This is a genomic window from Hornefia butyriciproducens, assembly GCF_009695915.1.
Lineage (GTDB): Bacteria > Bacillota > Clostridia > Peptostreptococcales > Anaerovoracaceae > Aminicella > Aminicella butyriciproducens.
The window spans coordinates 124,371-142,414 of the sequence record NZ_VUMZ01000003.1 but is presented as its reverse complement, the minus strand read 5'-3'; the positions used below and the strand labels follow the sequence as shown (position 1 = coordinate 142,414).

Sequence of the window (18,044 nt, the reverse complement as noted above, 5' to 3'; positions counted from 1 at the left end):
GCACTAATTTGAATTTTTTTCATATCGTCTGCGGAACCGGGCCGCCGCAACGGGCGGCGGCCGTTGCAGAGGCGATTTCAGATGGTGCGGGCTATCTCCGCTCCGGTCGTACATTTTTCAGAATCTGCCTTATCTCCCTTTGTCTCCGGTTCCCTAATTGCAAAGCAGCATGCGAACAGCAGAACCGCCGTGATGACTGCGACGGTATAGGAACTGCCGCTTAAACCCAGGTGCAGAGTCAGCGCCTTTACGGCTGAAATAATAAACGGCGTCACGAACTGCGCGGTGTAGAGAGATACAGAAAGCATGGGCATCACCGTAGTCGCCGCACTTCTCCCCGCCTGCATCGACGCCGCGGTCATAACATACGGAACTCCGACGCCGTTGGCAAATCCCACCATGAAAGAGCCGACCAGCACGCCTGTCCAGCCACCCGCAAACCGCAGGCAGAGATATCCGACAAGAAAGAATACCGGCGCAGAGAATTTCGCGTTCCGCCCCAGTCCTTTTCGCAGAGGAGCCGACGCGAGACCTCCGAAGAATCCGAAAACATCCATCGCGGCCATAATCACCGCAATAAAACGCTGCGGAATGATTCCCTGCTTCGCCGTCTCCATCGCAAAGTCCGCAGGATAGATAAAGAATGTTACCATCACCAGAAACATGGCTACAACGAAAATCAGATACCGGCGGAACACGCCCTTTTCTTTAACATCTTTTCCGGAATCATAGATTCGTTCGTTCGGCATCCAGAACAAGCAGAGCACAACACTGATGAGTCCGAGCAGATAGACCAGGAAACTGAATCTCCAGCTGACCATTGCCAGTCCACCCGCGATCAGCGTAGCGACCACGCCTCCCAGCATATTCATCGCGGAAGCATAGCCCATCAGCTCCGCCTGCTTATCCTTTGTGAAATAAAAGGAAATCAGGCCCGTGGAAAGCGGCATCAGGATGCCGACGCCGATGCCGACAAGTCCGCGGCAGATCAGAATCAGACGGATATCGCTGAACGCGCCTGCCAGACATCCGAACACGACATAGAATCCAAGTCCGATCAGAAGCATGGTACGCGCCCTCAGCCGCTTGCTCAGAGGTTTAAAAAGAAAAAGATTTGTCAGCGCAATGAACACCGCCGGCATGCTGATGATCATCTGCACATAAATCGGATCCGTATCGCGGAAATGCTCCTGAATCAGATTCAGCGCCGGTGCCACCGCCGCGCCCGCCATGACAGTCAGAAGAGACAGGGACAGAATCGACGCCGCCAGTCTCCACCGTCTGTGTTTCGTAATAAGTTTTATCATATAGTTCACTACCTCCTGTTCCTGACGAAAGAAAAGAGCGCAGGCCCGTTTGGACTTACGCTCTTCGCTACTCAACTTTTGCTATTTTATCACATAGAATTTCAAAAAATCAACCCCTGTTCCGGATGTTTTTCTGCAGATTTTGCAGTATTTGCAAGAGAGAAAAGACTTCTTCCTCGTCCATATCGCGGAAGGCAATGGAGCACCAGTCCCGCAGAGAATCTGTGATTTTTCTTCTCTCCTCTCCCCCTTTTTTTGTCAGATGAAAGAGCCATGACCGTCCATCCTGCGGATTCCGGCTGCGGCGGACTCGTCCCTGTTTCTCCAGGATTTGCAGCGTTCTGGTCATTACACTCTTATCATAATATACGGTCTGCAGAAGACTGTCTGCGGTCTGTCCGTCCCTCTCGTACAGAGCGAGAAGCACAAGAGCCGCCGCGACAGTCAGCTCCCGCGGAGCAAGTTCAGCTTTGAGAAACCCTTTAAACTGACGGTCATAATCCATCATAATCCGTCCGATACTCATATAGCAGTCTGACATACATACATCAGTCATTTGAGCTGCTCTCCTCTCTTCTTCTGCGATACATCAGAAGCAGAAGAAGGCCTGCGCCAGATGCGATCGCTGTCATGATGAAGACCTGCCGGAATCCTCTGTTCAGTGCACTCTGATATGTCTGCCGTATTTCCGGTGACTTCCTGTCAAGCTCCTTTATATAATTCTTTTCTGCAGCTGCAAGCGCCCCCGGTACCGCCTTTTTCATGATTTTCAATTTCCTTAGCGTATCTTTCGCTTCTCTTTTTCCTTCCTGAATGCCGGTAATCGCCTTTGCCATCTGCGCTTTCTGATATTTAAGCCTGGCCTGCTTCTGCCGGATTTTTCTCTGTGCGGCGGTCAGCGACGCAATACCCCTATCCATCTTTTTTCCCGTTCGGGCGAGCTCCTTCTGTTTCTTCTGAAGTTTTTCAAGCTGCGGTTTCATTTTCTCTCTCACAAAGGGAACCTGCTGTGCGTCATATGCTTTTTGCATTTCTTTCACACCTTTGCTTACTCCCTGATATCCCTTATGCACGCCGGCACGGCCTTTTTTCATTTTCTTCAGAGCCTCAGACTGTTTCGCCAGAGCCTGATTCATTCCATCGATACCTTGCTGCATTCCTGACTCTGCTTCCCGCATCCTCCGGATGCTCTGATCCATCCCCCGGATCCCTGACCGCACACCGGATTCTCCCTTGCTGATTCCGCGATCAATCTTTTTCTGTATCTGAGGACTCATTTTCTCGAACATATAGCGGGCCATATCCTTTGTATTCTCAGTAATAGTCGTCACATCGGAATTCTTCAACTCGTTCAGCAATGCTTCCGGAATTTCCGTGTCACCCCCGGATGCGTTCATGTCAATCTGTATGCGTGTCATAGAATCGAAATCCGGCACATTCTCCACGCCCTGAGATCTCATCACCTTTGTGAGTTCCGCCGCATACGGAAGCCGGGGAACATTCACTTCCTTGGGCATCAGTTTCATAACATCATCGGAAATACCTGTTCCGGCATGCGCAATAAAGCCTACCATGACTGCCGGTGCAATTACTGTCCCCAGAGACCGGACCAGTGACAGCGTCGCCAGTGCGGAATTCGCCTCTCGCTCATCCGTTTCCCACAGCATCATGTAGTTCAGCGGTGCTCCCATAGTAAATCCGATTCCCAGACCGATAAACATCAGAGCGGCGATAACATTCGGCCAGCCCGGATCAACTGTGGTGGAAAAGATGACCGTCAGAGACCCGAGGATTGATGCGATCAGTCCCGCTCCAAGAACTGCCCTTGGTCCGAACCGGTCCGTCAGGCGTCCGGAGAACGGTGCTCCCACCCCCGCAAACACACCGAGTATAATGACAAAATATCCTCCCTTGCCTGAAGGCACTTCCATAGCGTTTTCGCAGAGCTGAGGCACAAAGATCACGCCCATGAGTACGATTCCGGTAATGATGGAAACTCCCAGAGTAATAAGGATTCTGGGAGTTGAGAAATAATGCAGATTCATGACCGGATCAGCAGCCCGGCGCTCTATCCAGACAAAAATCGGAAGCAGTGCTAAAAAGATCAGAAGATACGGGTAGACATCCGTACTCTGAAGCGTTTCCCGGAAATTGAAAAAATCGATATTTTTCAGGCCATACATTATGCACAGGACCATTATGACAAGAACGCAGATTCCCGTTCCGTCAATTGGATCGCGCGACTTTTCCTTTGTATTCGGAAGACAAAAAAATCCCGCGGCCAGTATGAATACCGCAATCGGCACATTCACGAAGAAAATAAATTCCCAATGACCGGTTCCGAAAAAGTCCATCACGGCACTTCCGACGCTGGCGCCGAAAATATTCGCTACTCCATAGACGCCGCCCACCATTCCCAGCGCCATTCCGCTCTTTTCCTCCGGGAACGTCGTCCCGAATTCCGCTGTCGCCACAGGCATGATCCCTCCGCCGCCGACGGCCTGAACCGCCCGGGCGATCAGCAGCGCAGTGAAGCTGTTCATTCCGTGAGAAAGCCCGCAGAACAGAGAGCCGCCGCCGAACAGGAAAATACTCAGCAGATAGATTGTTCTGCGCCCCATTCGATCGGCGAGTTTCCCCATCACGGGAATACTCGCAGCATAAGCCAGCGTATAAACGGTGATCATCCAGATCCCCGCTTTGTCCCCTACATTCAGCGATTCCTGAATCACCGTGCGTGCAGGCGTTACGATTCCCGTATCCAGTGCGCCCATAAAAATTCCCAGCAGATAAACGGTGAGAATCAGCCCGAAGTTCAATTTTGACTTTTCCTTCATTATCCTGCTCCTATACTGATTTAGTTGCTTTTACAACTAAATCAGTATAGCACATTTTCCCTGCAAACGCAAGAGAGCGTAAATCCCCGGACTTCTGTGTACAGCAATTTGCAGATTGCAGAATTTCCTGTCTCTGCAGATTAATACATGCTCATCCATTAATTACCGTTCCCGGATTCAATATTCCTTTGGGATCAAACACTCTTTTAATTCCACGCATCAGATTCAGCTCTGTTTCATTTTTCTGCAGTTTTAAATCGTCGACTCGTATCTTGCCTATGCTGCAACAGATACTATCTGAATATGCTCACACCTTCAATCCGATCAAAAGCTTCTTTCAGCAGATCCACATCCACCGTACATGCAATTCTGAGATATCCTTCACCGCACATACCAAATGATATTCCCGGAATCGTCAGCACATGCGCCTCTTGCAAGATCACATTGCTTACTTCAACGGAATCCATTCCTGTTTCTCTGATGTTGATAAACAAATAAAAGGTTCCTTTAGGCGGTGTAATGACATGCATTCCCGGAATCTGATTGATACGTTCCGCAGCGTAAAATACTCTTTTCTTGTATTCATCAATCATCGGCGGCTGTATAACATCTCTGTTTCTCAGTGCATGAATCGCCGCTCTCTGGGAAACAGACGGAGCCGTGAAAACAACGTTCTCGTTAATGGACTGAAGCGTTTTGACAATATAGTCGGGTGCGATAATGTTTCCGATCCGCCAGCCGGTCATTGTAAAATCCTTGGAGAAGCTGTTGATAACACAGGTACGGCTCTTCATGTTTCCAATTGATACAAATGGTACAAAAGGATGCTGATAACTGAACGCCGTATAAATATCATCTGAGATAACGATCAGATCGTACCGTTCAGCAATATCTGCAATCTTTTTCATCGTATCGACGGTAAGACAGTTCCCTGTCGGATTGCTTGGGGTATTAATCACGAGAGCCTTTGTTCTCTCATTAATTAATGATTCCAGCCGGTCGATATCAATCTGAAAATCTTCTTTCTCATATGTCGGAAGTTCCACCGGAACACCTCTTGCCAGTTCCACCTGCTGTGGATATGGCGTAAAATACGGCGCCTGTAAAATAACTTCATCACCATCGTCAAGAATAGCTTCCATAATCAGATACATGGCCAGACAGCCGCTGGCAGTGACAAAAATCTCTTCATCTTTCAAATCCAGATTGAAACTCTCTTTATAGTATTTGCGGATTTCTGTACGGAGCTCCGGATCGCCGCGAAATTCCGTATACTTAGTATGTCCCGCCAGCGCGTCTTTATACGCTCCGTCAATGATAATTTTATTTGTCGTCCAATCAGGATCACCCAGACTTAAATTAATCACGTCATTATAGTTCTTTGCTAACTCATCCACCTTCCCCATTGGTGTGGATATGTCTTTCCAGTACCGTTTTGCAATAAACTTATGTCTCATTTTCTGTGCTTCCCTCCTCCTTGACAAAATTCTCTGCTGTTCTATAATTATGACAAATCTTTATTTTTTTGAAACGCTGTTTCTAAAAACGATTACTATGGTTTTATTTTTGAAACACGGTTTCATTTTTAGTTTTGACTATTATATCCAACAAGGAGGGATTGTCAAGATTTTTTTGAATTTTTATATTTTTATATTTCGATTGGAGGGCTGATTGATGAACGAAAAAAATAATGTGACCGCGGTTGAGCGTACTATACTCCTAATCAAAGCAATATCATTATCTCCGGAGCCGGTCGGCGTCACAGAACTTTCAAAGCAGACCGGTATTCCCAAACCGACGGTTTCCCGTTTTTGTGTAACGCTGACAAATCTCGGCATGCTCGACCGAAATGAACAGGACGAATATTCTCTGGGGTTAATCTTCATCGCGTTGGGCGAACGCGTTAAAGCATCGCGTAACTCTGCGGAAATTGCCCAGCCGTATATAGACAAATTGGCCAAAGATATCGGAGAAAGCATCAATCTCGGTATCTGCAATGAAGATACGGTCTATACAATATATAATGTATCAGGAGAATCTTCTGTACTGGTATCCAAATTAGTGCCGATTTCTCCTTTATATTGCTCTTCTTTAGGAAAAATATTTCTGATGCACCGGAGTAAAGATGAGATAATCTCCTTTTTTGATCAGGAGCTCCCAAAACGAACGATATACACACAAACAACCTATGAGGATTACCTTAACTGGAAGCAGGAATACGATAAAACAGGAGTTACAACAGAGACGGAAGAATATGAATACGGATTATCCTGCATCGCTGCGCCGCTATATGATCATGAAAAAAAATTAATCGCCGCGATAAGCCTCTCTGCCCCCACAAGCCGTCTGGAACTAAAAGGACGCAAGGAACTGGCTCAGAAGCTGAAAGAGACCGCATCTGAAATCTCAGCGATTTACGATAAACTTTATATAAGAAGAAAAGATATATCGGGATGATACTCTCTTTTTTGGAATGACAATTCCCTCACTCCGCCGGCAGTATACGCTCTTCAACTCCTCGGAACAATCTCGTATAGATGCGCACCACATTTCCCACTGTCAGAGCTGCGATGACAGTTCCCTCACGAACACCGGTCAGCGCGTGAAGACAGAAGATACACATGAGTGCCGCACACGCGACCATAATCGTATCGGAAATGAAGCGGATGAATCCAAAACTTCTGTGGCTGACCCCGGCAATCGTGTTTGCGAATCCGTCTCCCGGAAGCATAACTACGTTGCCGACGAATTCAAGATATGCGCCGAAGGACATAATTAAGATGCCGATTCCCAGCGCCGCCAGCTTTGTCCCGTAGTTCTGCGGCTCCAGAGGGGTGAGGATCCACATTCCGAAGTCGATACAGTATCCGAAAATCAACGTGACTCCCAGCTGCAGGAGCATCTCGATTTTGCTGACACGACCTTTCAGAATCACGATCTGCGCTGCCACCAGCAGATAATTGAACAGAATCGTCCACTGCCCCATCGTAAGCGCGGGCCAGATCAGCGACAGGGTATACGGTACAGAGGAAATCGCCGAGGTGCCCAGACCTGCCTTTGTTACAAAGGCTATGCCGAACGCCACAAAAAAAAGACCCGTGAAAAAAATACAGTAGCGACGGAAAATATAGTTTTTTCTCTTCATCAGAAATGCTCCTCCTTCGTCTGTCATACCCGCTCCATCCGCGCGAACATGTCGGGCTATCGTAATCATGCGAGCACGCTGAACTTATCCCATCCGCGCGAACATATCGAGCTGCGGACTCACCCAGGATTGCTGCTGAGCGTCTGAAACGATATCCCCAGGCATGGAATTTCCGATCAGGAAAGGTGATTCCGGATCATGACGTTTCATATTCTGCGCGACCAGTTTCCGGTCATAGTTGGCGTAACAGTATCTGCAGCCGTGGCCGCAGGTATTATAGGCACCGATGTCCGCATTCAGAAGACACTCGCACCCCTTTCTGGCCCGCGGAAGCACAGGCACATCCAGAGTGACACCCAGAGCACGCTCCAGAACGCCTCGTGAAAGGCAGCCTCCTGCGTCAACGCCGGGGCCTTCAAGAGACGGATCCTCGCAGCACAAATACAGTACCATGTCGTTTTCCCCGGCGATTTCCGCCATCTGCGAGACCAGAGTTTTCTGGTCCCCGTAAGACACCGGTCTCACCTCCGGAAAATTTCTGGTCGTCTTTTTATAGAGATCGATAAAACTGACTACACACTGACCGGTACTCCCCTTCAGGCTCTCTGCCATCCTTCGAAAGGCCTTCAGATGATAATCCACGCTGTATTTTTCGCTGATAAACACCGGGTCGTACCGCCAGCCACAACTATGAAATCCCACATGCTCCGAGAGTGCACACAGCGCTTCTACGGCTCGTTCCGCAGGAGGCACATATGGCTCGATTTCCGTTCCGTAGGATGTGACGGTTACAGACCAGAAAGTATTGAATGCATCGAGTTCCGCAATGCGGGGCAACATCGGCTCCGGATTCTTGGTGCAGAAGACGATGGCGTCAACGACGGCGGGATCCAGCCTGTAGCGAATCACCCTCCGCGGATCAAAGGGATTTCTTACCATCACAAAACCATCCCGGATCCGGTTATAGAACCAGGAACTGAAAAATGCCGGTATATCTGTTCTGCTTCCGGTATTTATGATCATATTCCGACCTTCACCATAGAAAACAACGTTCCTCCGCGGCACTTCGCTCTTCCTGAAAACGAGGCCGCTGGGACCTCAGCGACCTCGTTGAACTGTGCTTACTTTTCTTCCTCAAACATGGTTTTCGGTACCTTGCAGACCGGGCAGCGGAAGTCTTCAGGAACATTCTCCCAGAGCGTTCCCGGTTTGATTCCATGCTCCGGAGCGCCTTCTGCCTCGCTATATGTCCATCCGCAGACGGAGCACTTGTACACGCGGCTTCCCGGAGCATTTCCGGTTGTCTCCGCAACGTCCTCTTCAGCAGCCGGTGCTCCGGTGCCTCCCTTCTCCTGGAATTTTGATTTCGGCACCTTGCAGACCGGGCAGCGGAAGTCTTCCGGGAGATCCTCCCATTTAGTGCCCGCAGGGATTCCTTTGTCCGGTGCGCCCTCCGCCTCGTTATATGTCCATCCGCAGACGGAGCACTGGAAGATTCTGCCCTCCGCTACCGGTTCGCCGGCAGGCTCCGAAGCAGGAGCTTCCTTCGACAGCAGCGCCTCTACCAGCGCCGGGATCTTCGCAAAGTCATCCTCATCAGGATTCCACAGAGATTTAACCTGCTCGTTGACGACCAGGAAGCCGGATTTCTGCAGCTCATCACGGATAATGTCCACAGACTCGCCGCTCCATCCGTAGCAGCCGAAGGCCGCCGCCTTCTTTCCTTTAAACCGCAGCGTGCGCAGGAAGGCAAGCCATCCCGCAACAGAAGTCAGAACATCGTTGACGCAGGTTGGAGAACCGACAGCAATCGCTTTCGATTTGAAGACCTCCGTCATGATTTCATTTTTATCCACCTTGGAGATATTCAGCACCTTGACCGTTGTCTCCGGACTCTGACGTTGTATCTCATCCGCAATTTCATGAGCGATTTTCTTTGTTCCATCCCACATGGTATCATAGGCGATCGTTACCTGATCCTCCTGGTAAGCGTCCGCCCATTCTCTGTATTTCTCAACGATCTGCATCGGATTATCTCTCCAGATCGCTCCGTGAGAAGGGCAGATCATGTCAATCGGCAGATTCAGCGCCGCAATCTCATCCAGTTTGGGGGTCACGAAATTCGCAAACGGGTTGATAATGTTGGTGAAGTATTTGAGGGCCTCTTTATACAGCAGCCCCTGGTCCGCCAGGTCGTTGAACAGTTCGCCCACTGCGAAATGCTGTCCGAACGCATCCATGGAGAACAGAATATTGTCTCCGGTCATGTATGTGGCCATAGAATCCGGCCAATGAAGCATCTTCATTTCGACAAAGATCAACTTCTTGCCGTTTCCGATATCCAGACTGTCACCTGTCTTTACCACATGGAAGTCCCATCCGTGCTTTCCGTACTGACCCTCCAGGCTCTTGACCGCCTCTTCGGTACAGTAGATCGGCGTATTGGGGATTTCCTCCATCAGCGCGCTCAGAGAACCGGAGTGATCCTGCTCGCCGTGCTGCATTACGATATAATCAATTTTATTAAGATCGATTTCTGATTTCAGGTTCTCCATAAACCATTCCTTATGCGGCAGCCATACGGTATCCATCAGCACGGTCTTTTCCTCTTCGATCAGATAGGCGTTCTGACTGGAACCGTTCAGAATGGAATATTCATCTCCGTGAAAGGTTTCCAGTTCCCAGTCGATGTAACCGACCCAGCTGACATTGTTCTTAACTAATTTCCTCATTTTGATTTCCTCTTTCTAATTTCTAAAGGCCTTCCGGCCGCTGTTACACAGAAACAGTTATCCTTTGAATTTACTACCCTTTTCCCCTCTGTATGAAACCCCGAATTGCGAAAAAACACAGGTTTTCCCGGTCTCTCCGTCCGCCGTGCTCAGAGACTCCGAATTCGTTCGCGTCCGCGGTCGTTTAACTTACAGATGAGTCTCCAGGTATTCCTCCCATATTTCCTCCGGAACCAGGCGTCCGCCTGTCGCCCAGCAGATCTGAACAGCATTTTCCAGTCTCTCTCGAGTCAGACCGTGCTTCCTGCAGTATTCCCCGGCTGCCGGATAGCGGGAAAGGCCTACCGGGCCGATAAACGCGGCGCAGCTGGACGGCTCGATCCGCACGTTCTCTGTCTCCATCAGCATACGCATGTAATCGTACAGCTTGTCATCGTTCAGCGTAAGGTCCCCGGACACAAGGTTGTTGTCGATACGGGTAACAAAGCCTGACGGGCTGGCACAGGCAAGGCCGTCTGCGTGAGTCAGCCCGCTGAGGCCGAAGTCGTGAACATTCGCCCTCTCATATCGCTGAGACGCGAAGCCGGCAAGCAGAGACGGACACATCACAGGTTCTGTAAAGAACACATGAACATTTTCTTTGTACAGGCGCTTCAGGCCGTAGCAGACGCCTCCGGGCGCACCGCCGACCCCGGCGGGAACGTAAACAATCAGGGGATGCTCCTCGTCGATCGTGATATGCATCTGCTCCATCTGCTCCTGAAGCCGGTGCGCTGCCACCGCATAACCCAGGAACAGATCCACGGAATACTCGTCGTCAACAAAATAACTCATGGGATCGCGGTCGCTGTCCCTGCGTCCTTCCTCTACTGCTCTGGAATAATCGTCTTCATATTCAATAACCTCCACGCCCTTGCTGCGGAGCATATCCTTTTTCCACTGCTTCGCATCAGAGGACATATGAACCTTGACACGGAATCCCAGGAAGGCACTCATGATACCGATGGAAAGTCCCAGATTTCCGGTGGAACCCACCTGCACAGTATACTGTCCGAAGAATTTCTTCATCTCGTCATCCGCCAGCCTGGCGTAGTCATCCTCCCGGGTCAGAAGCCCTGCCTCCATCGCAAGTGTTTCCGCATGCTTCAGCACCTCATAGATACCGCCCCTCGCCTTGACCGATCCGGCGATGGCCAGATGACTGTCCATCTTCAGCATCAGCATTCCCGGAATATCGACGTTCTCCCTGTCTGCCAGCTTCTGCTGCATGTTTGGAATACATTTCAGCGGAGATTCAATCAGACCGCCGGTTTCCTCCGTCTCCGGAAAACATTTCCGGATATAGGGCGCAAACCGGGCCAGACGGTCCTCGGCGTCCGTGATATCCTCATCTGATACCACCAGCTGACACAGACCGTCGATGAGATCAACCGGCAGCAGCCTGTCGTTGATCCATATCGTTTCCTTCCGGTCGATCACATCCTGCACCGCAGGATTTGCTGCGGCCAGCCTCTTTGCATATTCTTTTACTTCCATAGGCTCCTCCCTGGCGTACAAAACAAGTCGTTATCCTAAGCCGTTACCTTCCGGACGCGCCGCGCGCATGGAATCTTCATCGGAGCCGCCTCTCCGACCCATCTCCCTCCGCGTGATATGCGGCATGTGTCACACGCATCCGGAAAACTCTTACTTCACTATACCACAAAACCCCGTCTCTGGAAAGAACATCATCTTCAAGTGCTCAACACATTCCTGTGGTATCCTGTTACAAATCAGAAGGAGTGACCGCACCGCGTACAGAAGGAGGAGATTACGTCATGAAACACGGAGTCAGAAAAAAGCATCGCCTGCGCACCGCCCTGATCATTGTCCTGATCCTTGTGATCTGCGGATTCGCAGCCAAATATTTTATATATGATCCGGCGATGGAGAAGGCCGCAGAAACGACCTACGAAAAGGTCATTGAAAGCGCCACCTCGGATAACAGCGCCGAAAGCCGGAAAATCAAAGAAGCCGCCGACAGTCTTTCCGATTCGGACAAGGCCGCCGTCAGCAAAATCATAAAAAAACACATCACCGCTTCCACTGCGGCAAAACTGCTGAAATATTACAAGGACGGTGATTATGACAAACTGAAGGAATTCGCTCAGGAGAACCTGTCCGACGAGGAGATGGCTCAGCTTTACGAGATTTATCAGAAAAACAGCAGTAACTGACGACCCGACGGAGTGGCGGGCCGGGCTCAGCAGACACACATCCCGTCGAAGCTGCCGTGTGGGCTCAGCGGACACATGACCCGGCAAGGCTAACGACTGCTGCCGCCTCTTCCCCGCGGTAGCCGGCACGGCAGCAATACTGGCTAAAAAAAATTGACCAAACGAAAATGACAGAAAAAACAGGAGAGACAATCAGAATTTACATCGCCTTCATCACCATCGCCGTATTCTGGGGGCTCTCTTTTTATGCCACTATTATCGCACTCCGAAAACTAAGCACCTTCCAGGTTCTGCAGATGCGCTGGGGTATCTCTGCCGTGATTTTCCTGATTCTTATCGCGGTAAGGAAGGTCCGTCTTCCCCATCGTCCCGCCGAACTTAAATATGCGGTTCTCGCCGGACTCCTGCAGCCCTGCGTCTATTCCATGTTCGAAACTCCGGGCATCGGACTTACCTCTTCCTCTGAATCCTCTTTATTTATCGCGACGATTCCCTGCATGACTCTGATCTTCGGAATCCTGTTTTTCCATCGGAAAGCGCGTCCGCTGCTCCTGCTGGGAATCACGGCCGCCTTCGGCGGCGTCCTGATTAACACTTTGTTCTCCCCATCCTTCTCAGCCGGAGGAAAACTTACCGGATATTTCCTGCTGACCGGCGCCGTAATCACCGGGGGACTGTTTTCTCATGCGAGCAGCCGGGCGTCTGAAACCTGCTCATCCATGCAGATTACAGCGCTGATGTCCCTGATGGCCGGCGGATTTTTCTCCGCAATAAATGCTCTGAAGGGGGATTTCCTTCAGAGCATCAGACTTACGTTTTCCGACAGTCCCACGCTGGCTGCCGTTCTGTTTCTGGGCGTCGGCTGCAGCTGCCTGTGTTACCTCGGGTTCAATTATGTGATCGGCAGGATGAACCCCGCAGCGGCCAGCAATATATCCGCAAGTCTTACCACCACGGTAGGCGTAGTTTCCGGCATCCTGTTCGCTGGAGATCCCTTCGGATGGTTCACACTGGCGGCACTGGGCCTCACAATCTGCGGCGTACTGCTCAGCTCCCGCGCCTCTACTTCATAAGCAGCCGGATCAGGTTTTCTTTCCGGTCGCTGTACGGACGGTAGCGCACCGGAATATCCAACCGGTTCGACTTCTTCAGCACGCTGCGGTAGTGTGTAAACGTATCAAAACTCGACTTGCCGTGATATCCTCCCATTCCGGAGTCGCCGACACCTCCGAAGGGCATCCGGGAGGTTGCCAGGTGCATAATCGTATCATTGACACACGCGCCGCCGCTGATGCAGCTGCCAAGCACTTTCCGCTCCGCCGCTCTGCTTTTCGTGAACAGATACAGCGCCAGCGGATGCGGCCTGCTGCTGATAAACTCCACGCACTCCTCCAGTCTCCGGAACGTCAGCATCGGCAGAATCGGACCGAATATCTCCTCCTTCATGATGTCTGAATCGGGACTCACCTGATCCAGCAGGGTCGGCTCAATGAATCTGCGAGAAGAGTCGGTACCGCCGCCCACAACCGCCCGGCCGTCCTTCAGAAGACGGCTGACACGGGCGTAATGCTTTTCGTTGATGATCACATTCATATCGGACATATCACCGCCTGGGAAGAATTCCCCAATCGCTTCCCGGTACGCCGTGATAAATTTTTCTTTTACATCCTCGTGAATCAGCAGATAGTCTGGCGCCACACATGTCTGGCCGCCATTGAGAACTTTCCCGAAGGCGATTCGCCGAGCCGCCAGACGAATATCAGCAGTTTCATCCACGATGACCGGACTCTTTCCACCCAGTTCCAGAGTCACCGGGGTAAGATGTTCAGCTGCTGCGGACATAACGACTTTGCCCACCTCCCTGCTTCCGGTAAAGAAAATATAATCGAATTTCTGATCCAGCAGAGTCCGGTTTTCTTCCCTTCCTCCCTGCACCACAGCGATATATTCCGGAGGAAATACATCCTCAATGACTCTCGCGACAGCTTCACTGGTCTTCGGTGCATAAGACGGCAGCTTGATTATCGCCGTGCATCCTGCGGAAATCGCCCCGACGAGGGGCTCCAGCGCCAGCTGAATCGGATAATTCCACGGCGCCATGATAAGTGCCACGCCGCGGGGCTCCGGTCGTACAAAGGATTTCGAAGGAAACTGCGCCATCGGCGTTCGGCGCAGCTTCGGCCGGACCCATCCGTCAATGTGTTTCAGATGAAAACGGATCTCATCCAGCACCATGCCGGTTTCCGTCATATACACCTCCAGGCGGCTTTTGTTCATATCCTCGTACATCGCCTTTGCCAGCATTTTTTCATGGTCAAACAAGGATCGGCGCAGACGCAGCAGCATCTCCCGGCGGAATTTCACCGTACGGGTTTTGCCCGTGCGGAAATATTTTCTCTGTGCTTCAACGAGTTTTTCAATTTCCATCTCTGTCTCCTCCTTACAGAACTCCACGAACAAAGATTTCCAGACCGATAGCGATGAGAATCACGCCGCCCAGGATCTGTGCCTTGTCTGAAAGCCTCGTTCCGAAGCGTTTTCCGATCATCAGACCTCCGATACAGATTCCGAACGTCACAATTCCGATGATCAGAGCCTCCATCAGCGCCATGCTCCACGGATAATCCGCAATTGCGAATCCCACCGACAGCGCATCGATGGATGTGGCGATTCCCTGCACCATCAGGCTCAGAAATCCAACCGCCGGTACTTCTCCCTCTCCGGTTCTTTTTTTTATACCCTCATACAGCATTTTCCCGCCGATAAAAGCCAACAGCAGCAGTGAGATCCAGGGAATAAACCGCTGGAAGGCCTTGAACTGAACAGAGATCGTATGAACGCAGAGCCAGCCGAGGATCGGCATAGCGATCTGAAAGCCCCCAAAGGTTCCCGCAATGGCGCTCATGCGTCCCGTCTTCATATGCGGTTCATTCAGGCCGTTGGCCATGGATACGGAAAAGGCGTCCATAGCCAGCCCGACTCCAAAAACGATACTGTTCAGAAAAAATAAAGCACTCCATTCCATCATCTGTCCCCCGCAGCATAAAGCATAAAATACAATAATCGTGCTCAGCCATCGCATATGCCTGAAACATCAGTAACACAGCAGGCATATTCGGCGGCCTGCCGGCACACACAGTCACCGGACTGTGGTACGCCTCGGCGCTGCTGACAAGCTGTGCCAGTACCCATTAAGTCCGGCGGGGACGTAATGAGCAGACACTATTATAGCACAGAAGAAGAATTAGACAACCTTATTTTATCGCACGTATCACGCGTATCGTGCGGCAGTCGGTATATTTCCCCAACGGTCGACCCTTAATTCTTTTCATTGCGGCTTCCGGTAAATTCTTCTGCGGCGGCTGTCAGTTCTTTCCGGATCTCAATCTGCTGCGGACAGATTTCCTCGCAGGCGCCGCAGTGAATGCAGTCCCCGGCGCCTGAACCGCCCTTTGTCGCCGCCTCATACTGTGTCTGCGCCTCCGCTGCCTGTCCCGCCCCCAGCCAGCTGTTCATCGCTGTGAAGATATCCGGAATCGGGATTTCCTTCGGACATTGCTCCAGACAGTATCCACACGCCGTGCACGGGATTTCCTTCGATGCTCCCATGATTGCGCGGACGCGTCGGATTATTCTTTGTTCTTCCCGGTTCAGCGGCTCAGGCTCCGCCAGCAGACGGATATTCTCCATTACCTGCTCCTCTGTGGACATCCCGGAAAGAACGGTCAGAACGCCCTCCAGCGACGCGGCGAAACGCAGCGCCCATGAAGCGCAGGATGCTCCGGGAGCATATTCTAGAAGCAGCTGCTTCACCTCCTTTGGCGGATCGGCCAGGCGTCCGCCCTTCACAGGCTCCATGATGACGACAGGCTTTCCGTGGCGGCGAGCGGTTTCGTAGTTGGCCCGTGCCGAAACTCTGGGATCGTCCCAGTCCGCGTAATTGATCTGAAGCTGTACAAAATCTGTCTCGGGATGCTTCGTCAGGATCTCGTCCAGAAGTTCCGGGCCGTCATGAAAGGAAAACCCGATGTTTCTGATCAGTCCCTTTTCCTTTTGTTCACCGACGAAATCCCAGAGGCCGAATTTCTCATATTTTTTCACATTACTGCCGCGCAGGGAATGAAGCAGATAGTAATCGAAAAATCCCGCGCCGGTTTTTCTCAGGCTGGAAGCGAACTCTCTTTTCGCCGCTCCCGCTGTCGGCATCACGCCGGCGTAAAGCTTGGTTGCCAGCTGATAGCTCTCCCTCGGGTAGCGCTCCACCAGCGCACGCCTGACCGCATTCTCTGAACCCGGATAGATAAAAGCCGTATCGAAATAGGTGAAGCCCGCCTCCATGAAGAGATCCACCATTCTCCCGGTTCTCTCCAGGTCAATGTTCACGCCCCTGCGCGGAAGCCGCATCATGCCGAAGCCCAGCTTCCGGAGTTCTCCGCTTTCAGTTGTTTTCTGATTTTCATTCCCGAGGTTTTTATTCATAATCCTCACTTCCCCTTCCATGCATGATTCAGTCCACAGAGAAATATGTTAAGACCATGCAGAAATATGTTTTTCTTGAATCGCGCTCTGAACCGTGATATAATAATCCAGTCGGTGAGTCCTTCAGAAGCGCGCCGCAAATATGCGGCCGGTTTCTGCGCAGAGCGGATGCACCGGCGGTAATATATCCAAATATATCCGGAGAGTTGTCAGAGTGGTCGATCGTGCAGCACTCGAAATGCTGTGTCCTTAACCGGACCCAGGGTTCGAATCCCTGACTCTCCGCCAGTAAAAGAAAACCCTGCGTCTGACGCGGGGTTTTCTGATCGGTTTATTGTTATGAGATTAATAGTTTTCCGCGTGAATCTCGAAGTAGCTCTGCGGATGATTGCATGTCGGGCATACCTCAGGCGCTTTCTCGCCGATAACGATATGACCGCAGTTTCTGCACTCCCATACCTTGACTTCGCTCTTCTCAAACACTGCCTTTGTCTCTACGTTTTTCAGCAGAGCACGATACCGTTCCTCATGACGCTTCTCAATCTGCGCGACAAGACGGAATTTCGCCGCCAGTTCAGGGAATCCTTCCTCATCCGCGGTCTTCGCAAATCCATCATACATATCGGTCCACTCATAGTTCTCTCCAGCCGCTGCAGCCGCCAGATTCGCCGCGGTATCTCCAATGCCTTCCAATTCCTTGAACCAGAGTTTGGCATGTTCTCTTTCATTGTTCGCGGTCTTCAGGAAAAGATCGGCAATCTGCTCGAACCCTTCCTTCTTCGCCTTGGAAGCAAAGTATGTGTACTTGTTTGTCGCCTGGGATTCACCGGCGAAAGCCGCTTCCAGATTCTTCTCGGTCTGTGTTCCTGCGTATTTACTCATCGAATTACCTCCTTATATCAGATATTCATTAAAAAATAATAGACTTGAGTTAACTGTTGCTTTGGTTTTTTTTCATCGCACGCCTGCACTCGGGGCAGGTATAGCTGATTTTAAGATCGTAGGACTCAATGCTTCTACCGAGCTGTTCCTCAATCTCTCCGGTCAGATCCCGAAACTTGAAATCCGACAACCTGCCGCAGACATTGCACACCACATGGTCATGACGCAACGTCTTGTCAAAGCGATCCGGAGAGCCTTCGAGCAGAAGTCTGCGAACCCGTCCTGTATCACAAAGCATATTCAGATTGTTATATACAGACGCCAGGACAATCCCGGGATATTCCTCCTTCATTCGGAGAAATATCTGTTCCGCAGTCAGATGCTCGCTGGAGCCGTCCACGATCTGTGCGATCTTCCTTGCGTATTTTGTCAATCTCATCACTTCC

The 18,044-nt window shown here is 51.0% G+C and carries 17 protein-coding genes, 1 tRNA gene and 1 pseudogene; 4 read left to right on the top strand and 15 right to left on the bottom strand.

Annotated elements, in window-relative coordinates:
• Positions 1-77: 77 nt before the first annotated feature.
• The 5 genes from FYJ64_RS04375 to FYJ64_RS04355 form a co-directional block, all read right to left on the bottom strand.
• Positions 78-1,307: an MFS transporter gene (locus FYJ64_RS04375; protein WP_154574015.1), complete on the bottom strand. Its 1,230-nt coding sequence runs from the start codon at positions 1,305-1,307 to the stop codon at positions 78-80.
• 109 nt (positions 1,308-1,416) lie between these two features.
• Positions 1,417-1,863, bottom strand: coding sequence for a MarR family winged helix-turn-helix transcriptional regulator (locus FYJ64_RS04370; protein ID WP_154574014.1), 447 nt, complete (start codon positions 1,861-1,863; stop codon positions 1,417-1,419).
• Entirely contained in the window at positions 1,856-4,144 is a 2,289-nt protein-coding gene (locus FYJ64_RS04365; protein WP_154574013.1) for an MFS transporter, read from the bottom strand. The genes FYJ64_RS04370 and FYJ64_RS04365 overlap by 8 nt, the downstream gene beginning before the upstream one ends.
• 151 nt (positions 4,145-4,295) lie before the next feature.
• Complete coding sequence (locus FYJ64_RS04360) at positions 4,296-4,415, bottom strand: FAD-linked oxidase C-terminal domain-containing protein (RefSeq protein ID WP_321041087.1); 120 nt, start codon at positions 4,413-4,415, stop codon at positions 4,296-4,298.
• Positions 4,416-4,437: 22 nt separating this feature from the next.
• Complete coding sequence (locus FYJ64_RS04355; RefSeq protein WP_154574012.1) at positions 4,438-5,601, bottom strand: pyridoxal phosphate-dependent aminotransferase; 1,164 nt, start codon at positions 5,599-5,601, stop codon at positions 4,438-4,440.
• Between the two features lie 217 nt (positions 5,602-5,818).
• On the opposite strand from FYJ64_RS04355, the gene FYJ64_RS04350 reads away from it, so the two are divergent.
• Positions 5,819-6,601 carry an IclR family transcriptional regulator gene (locus tag FYJ64_RS04350; RefSeq protein ID WP_154574011.1) on the top strand — a complete coding sequence of 261 codons (783 nt, stop codon included), beginning with the start codon at positions 5,819-5,821 and terminating at the stop codon, positions 6,599-6,601.
• A gap of 28 nt (positions 6,602-6,629) precedes the next feature.
• Here FYJ64_RS04350 and FYJ64_RS04345 read toward each other — a convergent pair whose 3' ends face one another.
• From FYJ64_RS04345 to dsdA, 5 genes and pseudogenes are all read right to left on the bottom strand, one after another.
• Positions 6,630-7,289, bottom strand: coding sequence for a YczE/YyaS/YitT family protein (locus FYJ64_RS04345; protein ID WP_154574010.1), 660 nt, complete (start codon positions 7,287-7,289; stop codon positions 6,630-6,632).
• Between the two features lie 84 nt (positions 7,290-7,373).
• Entirely contained in the window at positions 7,374-8,312 is a 939-nt protein-coding gene (locus FYJ64_RS04340) for a DUF1848 domain-containing protein (RefSeq protein WP_154574009.1), read from the bottom strand.
• 98 nt (positions 8,313-8,410) lie between these two features.
• Positions 8,411-8,785 (bottom strand): rubredoxin, encoded by a 375-nt coding sequence (locus FYJ64_RS11885; RefSeq protein WP_321041086.1) that lies wholly within the window; start codon positions 8,783-8,785, stop codon positions 8,411-8,413.
• Between the two features lie 54 nt (positions 8,786-8,839).
• Positions 8,840-10,021 (bottom strand): annotated as a pseudogene (locus FYJ64_RS04335) (oxygen-binding di-iron domain-containing protein); the annotation flags it as partial.
• 189 nt (positions 10,022-10,210) lie between these two features.
• A complete protein-coding gene (gene dsdA, locus FYJ64_RS04330) occupies positions 10,211-11,557 on the bottom strand; it encodes a D-serine ammonia-lyase (protein ID WP_154574007.1) in 1,347 nt (448 codons plus the stop codon).
• A 281-nt stretch (positions 11,558-11,838) separates the two neighbouring features.
• Between dsdA and FYJ64_RS04325 the strand changes: the two genes are divergently transcribed.
• Both FYJ64_RS04325 and FYJ64_RS04320 read left to right on the top strand, forming a co-directional pair.
• Complete coding sequence (locus tag FYJ64_RS04325; protein WP_154574006.1) at positions 11,839-12,237, top strand: hypothetical protein; 399 nt, start codon at positions 11,839-11,841, stop codon at positions 12,235-12,237.
• Between the two features lie 167 nt (positions 12,238-12,404).
• Positions 12,405-13,310 (top strand): DMT family transporter, encoded by a 906-nt coding sequence (locus FYJ64_RS04320; RefSeq protein WP_154574005.1) that lies wholly within the window; start codon positions 12,405-12,407, stop codon positions 13,308-13,310.
• On the opposite strand, the gene FYJ64_RS04315 is transcribed toward FYJ64_RS04320, so the two are convergent.
• The 3 genes from FYJ64_RS04315 to FYJ64_RS04305 form a co-directional block, all read right to left on the bottom strand.
• On the bottom strand, positions 13,300-14,691 hold the full coding sequence (locus tag FYJ64_RS04315) for an aldehyde dehydrogenase (RefSeq protein WP_321074577.1): 1,392 nt from the start codon (positions 14,689-14,691) through the stop codon (positions 13,300-13,302). The genes FYJ64_RS04320 and FYJ64_RS04315 overlap by 11 nt on opposite strands.
• Positions 14,678-15,265: a manganese efflux pump MntP gene (locus FYJ64_RS04310; RefSeq protein WP_407928765.1), complete on the bottom strand. Its 588-nt coding sequence runs from the start codon at positions 15,263-15,265 to the stop codon at positions 14,678-14,680. Before FYJ64_RS04310 ends, FYJ64_RS04315 begins: the two co-directional genes overlap by 14 nt.
• Positions 15,266-15,555: 290 nt before the next feature.
• Positions 15,556-16,716 (bottom strand): aldo/keto reductase, encoded by a 1,161-nt coding sequence (locus FYJ64_RS04305; protein ID WP_154574003.1) that lies wholly within the window; start codon positions 16,714-16,716, stop codon positions 15,556-15,558.
• A gap of 200 nt (positions 16,717-16,916) precedes the next feature.
• On the opposite strand from FYJ64_RS04305, the gene FYJ64_RS04300 reads away from it, so the two are divergent.
• Positions 16,917-17,004: transfer RNA gene (locus FYJ64_RS04300), tRNA-Ser, on the top strand.
• 57 nt (positions 17,005-17,061) lie between these two features.
• On the opposite strand, the gene rbr is transcribed toward FYJ64_RS04300, so the two are convergent.
• Both rbr and FYJ64_RS04290 read right to left on the bottom strand, forming a co-directional pair.
• Complete coding sequence (rbr, locus tag FYJ64_RS04295) at positions 17,062-17,598, bottom strand: rubrerythrin (RefSeq protein ID WP_154574002.1); 537 nt, start codon at positions 17,596-17,598, stop codon at positions 17,062-17,064.
• A 49-nt stretch (positions 17,599-17,647) separates the two neighbouring features.
• Entirely contained in the window at positions 17,648-18,037 is a 390-nt protein-coding gene (locus FYJ64_RS04290; protein ID WP_235897106.1) for a Fur family transcriptional regulator, read from the bottom strand.
• Between the last annotated feature and the right edge of the window lie 7 nt (positions 18,038-18,044).

Excerpts from the sequence above, each read along its gene's own strand:
- FYJ64_RS04345 (WP_154574010.1), bottom strand. The coding sequence starts at position 7,289 with ATGAAGAGAAAAAACTATATTTTCCGTCGCTACTGTATTTTTTTCACG.
- FYJ64_RS04355 (WP_154574012.1), bottom strand. The coding sequence starts at position 5,601 with ATGAGACATAAGTTTATTGCAAAACGGTACTGGAAAGACATATCCACA.
- FYJ64_RS04365 (WP_154574013.1), bottom strand. The coding sequence starts at position 4,144 with ATGAAGGAAAAGTCAAAATTGAACTTCGGGCTGATTCTCACCGTTTAT.
- FYJ64_RS04290 (WP_235897106.1), bottom strand. The coding sequence starts at position 18,037 with ATGAGATTGACAAAATACGCAAGGAAGATCGCACAGATCGTGGACGGC.
- FYJ64_RS04350 (WP_154574011.1), top strand. The coding sequence starts at position 5,819 with ATGAACGAAAAAAATAATGTGACCGCGGTTGAGCGTACTATACTCCTA.
- FYJ64_RS04325 (WP_154574006.1), top strand. The coding sequence starts at position 11,839 with ATGAAACACGGAGTCAGAAAAAAGCATCGCCTGCGCACCGCCCTGATC.
- FYJ64_RS04340 (WP_154574009.1), bottom strand. The coding sequence starts at position 8,312 with ATGATCATAAATACCGGAAGCAGAACAGATATACCGGCATTTTTCAGT.
- FYJ64_RS04370 (WP_154574014.1), bottom strand. The coding sequence starts at position 1,863 with ATGACTGATGTATGTATGTCAGACTGCTATATGAGTATCGGACGGATT.
- dsdA (WP_154574007.1), bottom strand. The coding sequence starts at position 11,557 with ATGGAAGTAAAAGAATATGCAAAGAGGCTGGCCGCAGCAAATCCTGCG.
- FYJ64_RS04375 (WP_154574015.1), bottom strand. The coding sequence starts at position 1,307 with ATGATAAAACTTATTACGAAACACAGACGGTGGAGACTGGCGGCGTCG.
- FYJ64_RS04310 (WP_407928765.1), bottom strand. The coding sequence starts at position 15,265 with ATGATGGAATGGAGTGCTTTATTTTTTCTGAACAGTATCGTTTTTGGA.
- FYJ64_RS04320 (WP_154574005.1), top strand. The coding sequence starts at position 12,405 with ATGACAGAAAAAACAGGAGAGACAATCAGAATTTACATCGCCTTCATC.
- rbr (WP_154574002.1), bottom strand. The coding sequence starts at position 17,598 with ATGAGTAAATACGCAGGAACACAGACCGAGAAGAATCTGGAAGCGGCT.
- FYJ64_RS04305 (WP_154574003.1), bottom strand. The coding sequence starts at position 16,716 with ATGAATAAAAACCTCGGGAATGAAAATCAGAAAACAACTGAAAGCGGA.